The organism is Oleomonas cavernae (assembly GCF_003590945.1).
GTDB lineage: Bacteria > Pseudomonadota > Alphaproteobacteria > Zavarziniales > Zavarziniaceae > Zavarzinia > Zavarzinia cavernae.
Genome location: NZ_QYUK01000024.1, coordinates 1 through 4,293, shown reverse-complemented (window position 1 = coordinate 4,293; position 4,293 = coordinate 1). Strand labels below are relative to the sequence as shown.

Below are 4,293 nucleotides of genomic sequence, written 5' to 3'. Positions count from 1 at the left end.
GGATTGCGCCAATTCGAGCAGGGCAACTCGAATCTGATCCAGCTGTTCTTGCGAAATGAGTCTACGATCGGCCATCAACGTCTCTCCTTTCAGCCCGCGTTGGGCTGTAAGAGCCAGATGGAGCAGAATTATGCGCCGCCACTCGAAGACCGATCGATCGTCGCTGAATCACAGTTTTATATTTTTGCACGCCCAGCCAGGCCCGCCCTTGCGGCGACACGTTCCGCCCTCATACAGCAGCGCCGATCTCCGCCCCAGCCACGGAAACACCGTTTGGCCCTAGCTTGTCACGGCGGGGCAAATTGAGGCCTCGCCGTGTTACAAGTTTTCCTTTACGCAATATGGAGAAACGGGCTGATGGTCGGCTGATAGGCGGGCTCCAGGCGGAGTTGGCAGTAAGTTTTGTGAATCAGGTCGCCGCTGATCTTCTCCTGTTTTCCGGTATCGATGAGCCGATCGATGGCGTCGGCGTAGATTCCGATATGCGGACAATGGTGAATGAGCTTCCTGAAGCGGTCCCTGACGGCACCGTTGGAAATGGCAGCCTCATGGCCGATGACGCATCCGACCTCATGCAGCAATTGGAACCGGTCGGCGGGGATCACCTCGCTGCCGCGGGGATGCCAGCGGAGTGCTTGGACCGTATAATCCTCTCGGCCCAGCCTTATCGGTGGGCCGTTGAAGGGTAGCAGGGCTTCGATGTAACCCTTTAAAGTTATGATAAACTCCGGGTCGTTGTAGAGGCTGGTGGGGAACAGGTTCTTCGACATGCTATAAGCCTTTCGGGCAAGCGAAAGCGCGCGCCGGCAGCGCCCTCGCTGTGTGTTGAGAAAAAATGTGGAATGGTGACAGTGAATCAGCCGGCGCGAGCGGCGCTGCGCCAGCGTGCCGGCTGGTCGCTGTCGTGAATCACCGTCAGCCGCACGCGGTCGCCGTCGATCTCGGCCAGGCCAATTCGACCGGTAAAGGCCGAGCCCAAGTCAAGGCCGAGGCGATGGGGCGTCAGCGCCGGCGCGTCGTCCCATTCCGGCGTATGTCCGTGAATCACGAACAGGCCGTCCGGGTTGGCCTCGGCGAAGAGAAACGGGTCACGCACCCAAAATGGCGAGTTACGTTCGTCATGGTGATTGCGCGGAATCTGGCGCCAGGGCCAGGCCAGCGATTGGGTGAGCGGGACAAAGGGATTGAGCCCGGCGTGAATGAAAAGCAGGCCGTCTTCCAGGTGGTGATGCCCGAGGGTATCGATGAAACGCCGCTCCGGCTCGCTGAACGCGGCCCAGGCTTCCCGGGCGGTGGCCGTCAGCGGCAGGCCGAGCTCATTCATGACCGAGCTGCCGCCGTTGGCGAGCCAGAGGTGCATATCGCGTGGATCGCCGCTGTCGCAGGCGGCGGCCATCACGCCTTCGTGATTGCCCGCGAGCGCCGTGATCTTCACCCCGGCTATCCCAGCGATGACCTGGGCCATGACGCCACGGCTGTGAGGCCCGCGGTCGATATAGTCGCCCAGCATGACCAGGTGATCGGGACCGCCGTCCGCCGCGCGACGCGCGACTTCGAGGAAGGCGCTGCGCAGGGCGCGCGAGAGGCCATGGACATCGCCGATGGCGAAGGCGCGGACCGTGCTTGGGACCGGCATGGGCTGCCAGTCATTACGCATTATGCTGATGGACATCGCTGCTCCGTGATTCAGGTCTGGAATCGCGGACGCCGACAGGTCGGTGAATCACTATTGATCCTTGGTCCCTGAGCCGGGCGCCGCGTTCAGCGTTGGCGCCCGGCTCAGGGACCGTGGACTTTCAGGATGGGTATGTCAGAGCAAATCAGCGCTCATAGTCATCGCGCGCTCTGGGTTTCGGCACGCGGACGATCTCAGGGGGACTTGCCTTGGCAGCGCGGATCCGCGCCATCACAACGGAATGCACATGATCGGTCAAAAATTGAACGCGGTCGATCAGCAAAAGCAGGGCGCTCGCAATCTGCATCCTGAGTTTCCTCTCGCGAGATTCTTGCACCACAGGAAGCATGGCCATGGCGGCTGCCGCTGGCGCGCTTGCCTCCGCTCCGCGACGCCTCTGCAGGCGGTCCCATGCGATGAGCGCACTTGCCTTGTGGTCAGGTCGGCTCAAGTCAATGGCCATGCGCTCAATGACGTCACTGTCAGGCAAGATTCGTCCACTGCTTGTCCGACCTGACCACAAGGCAAGTGCGCTCATCGCATGGGACCGCCTGCAGAGCGTCGCGGAGCGGAGGCAAGCGCGCCAGCGGCAGCCGCCATGGCCATGCTTCCTGTGGTGCAAGAATCTCGCGAGAGGAAACTCAGGATGCAGATTGCGAGCGCCCTGCTTTTGCTGATCGACCGCGTTCAATTTTTGACCGATCATGTGCATTCCGTTGTGATGGCGCGGATCCGCGCTGCCAAGGCAAGTCCCCCTGAGATCGTCCGCGTGCCGAAACCCAGAGCGCGCGATGACTATGAGCGCTGATTTGCTCTGACATACCCATCCTGAAAGTCCACGGTCCCTGAGCCGGGCGCCAACGCTGAACGCGGCGCCCGGCTCAGGGACCAAGGATCAATAGTGATTCACCGACCTGTCGGCGTCCGCGATTCCAGACCTGAATCACGGAGCAGCGATGTCCATCAGCATAATGCGTAATGACTGGCAGCCCATGCCGGTCCCAAGCACGGTCCGCGCCTTCGCCATCGGCGATGTCCATGGCCTCTCGCGCGCCCTGCGCAGCGCCTTCCTCGAAGTCGCGCGTCGCGCGGCGGACGGCGGTCCCGATCACCTGGTCATGCTGGGCGACTATATCGACCGCGGGCCTCACAGCCGTGGCGTCATGGCCCAGGTCATCGCTGGGATAGCCGGGGTGAAGATCACGGCGCTCGCGGGCAATCACGAAGGCGTGATGGCCGCCGCCTGCGACAGCGGCGATCCACGCGATATGCACCTCTGGCTCGCCAACGGCGGCAGCTCGGTCATGAATGAGCTCGGCCTGCCGCTGACGGCCACCGCCCGGGAAGCCTGGCCGCGTTCAGCGAGCCGGAGCGGCGTTTCATCGATACCCTCGGGCATCACCACCTGGAAGACGGCCTGCTTTTCATTCACGCCGGGCTCAATCCCTTTGTCCCGCTCACCCAATCGCTGGCCTGGCCCTGGCGCCAGATTCCGCGCAATCACCATGACGAACGTAACTCGCCATTTTGGTGCGTGACCCGTTTCTCTTCGCCGAGGCCAACCCGGACGGCTGTTCGTGATTCACGGACATACGCCGGAATGGGACGACGCGCCGGCGCTGACGCCCCATCGCCTCGGCCTTGACTTGGGCTCGGCCTTTACCGGTCGAATTGGCCTGGCCGAGATCGACGGCGACCGCGTGCGGCTGACGGTGATTCACGACAGCGACCAGCCGGCACGCTGGCGCAGCGCCGCTCGCGCCGGCTGATTCACTGTCACCATTCCACATTTTTTCTCAACACACAGCGAGGGCGCTGCCGGCGCGCGCTTTCGCTTGCCCGAAAGGCTTATAGCATGTCGAAGAACCTGTTCCCCACCAGCCTCTACAACGACCCGGAGTTTATCATAACTTTAAAGGGTTACATCGAAGCCCTGCTACCCTTCAACGGCCCACCGATAAGGCTGGGCCGAGAGGATTATACGGTCCAAGCACTCCGCTGGCATCCCCGCGGCAGCGAGGTGATCCCCGCCGACCGGTTCCAATTGCTGCATGAGGTCGGATGCGTCATCGGCCATGAGGCTGCCATTTCCAACGGTGCCGTCAGGGACCGCTTCAGGAAGCTCATTCACCATTGTCCGCATATCGGAATCTACGCCGACGCCATCGATCGGCTCATCGATACCGGAAAACAGGAGAAGATCAGCGGCGACCTGATTCACAAAACTTACTGCCAACTCCGCCTGGAGCCCGCCTATCAGCCGACCATCAGCCCGTTTCTCCATATTGCGTAAAGGAAAACTTGTAACACGGCGAGGCCTCAATTTGCCCCGCCGTGACAAGCTAGGCCAAACGGTGTTTCCGTGGCTGGGGCGGAGATCGGCGCTGCTGTATGAGGGCGGAACGTGTCGCCGCAAGGGCGGGCCTGGCTGGGCGTGCAAAAATATAAAACTGTGATTCAGCGACGATCGATCGGTCTTCGAGTGGCGGCGCATAATTCTGCCTCCATCTGGCTCTTACAGCCCAACGCGGGCTGAAAGGAGAGACGTTGATGGCCGATCGTAGACTCATTTCGCAAGAACAGCTGGATCAGATTCGAGTTGCCCTGCTCGAATTGGC

The 4,293-nt window shown here is 61.6% G+C and carries 7 protein-coding genes; 4 read left to right on the top strand and 3 right to left on the bottom strand.

Going from position 1 to position 4,293, the window contains the following annotated elements:
* Positions 1-332 precede the first annotated feature (332 nt).
* The 3 genes from D3874_RS27640 to D3874_RS27630 form a co-directional block, all read right to left on the bottom strand.
* Positions 333-770, bottom strand: coding sequence for a hypothetical protein (locus D3874_RS27640; protein ID WP_119780836.1), 438 nt, complete (start codon positions 768-770; stop codon positions 333-335).
* 86 nt (positions 771-856) lie between these two features.
* Positions 857-1,672, bottom strand: a complete 816-nt coding sequence (locus tag D3874_RS27635) for a metallophosphoesterase (RefSeq protein ID WP_119780833.1) — start codon at positions 1,670-1,672, stop codon at positions 857-859.
* Positions 1,673-1,820: 148 nt separating this feature from the next.
* Positions 1,821-2,165 carry a hypothetical protein gene (locus D3874_RS27630; RefSeq protein WP_147385776.1) on the bottom strand — a complete coding sequence of 115 codons (345 nt, stop codon included), beginning with the start codon at positions 2,163-2,165 and terminating at the stop codon, positions 1,821-1,823.
* Positions 2,166-2,321: 156 nt separating this feature from the next.
* Here D3874_RS27630 and D3874_RS28900 point away from each other — a divergent pair, with 156 nt between their 5' ends.
* From D3874_RS28900 to D3874_RS27610, 4 genes are all read left to right on the top strand, one after another.
* Positions 2,322-2,483, top strand: a complete 162-nt coding sequence (locus D3874_RS28900) for a hypothetical protein (RefSeq protein WP_158596263.1) — start codon at positions 2,322-2,324, stop codon at positions 2,481-2,483.
* Between the two features lie 148 nt (positions 2,484-2,631).
* Positions 2,632-3,213, top strand: coding sequence for a metallophosphoesterase (locus D3874_RS27620; RefSeq protein ID WP_119782906.1), 582 nt, complete (start codon positions 2,632-2,634; stop codon positions 3,211-3,213).
* A 39-nt stretch (positions 3,214-3,252) separates the two neighbouring features.
* The gene (locus D3874_RS27615) at positions 3,253-3,444 is read left to right on the top strand and encodes a hypothetical protein (protein WP_119782905.1); all 192 of its coding nucleotides are present in this window, start codon (positions 3,253-3,255) and stop codon (positions 3,442-3,444) included.
* Positions 3,445-3,530: 86 nt separating this feature from the next.
* Positions 3,531-3,968 (top strand): hypothetical protein, encoded by a 438-nt coding sequence (locus D3874_RS27610; protein ID WP_119780836.1) that lies wholly within the window; start codon positions 3,531-3,533, stop codon positions 3,966-3,968.
* The last annotated feature ends 325 nt before the right edge of the window (positions 3,969-4,293 follow it).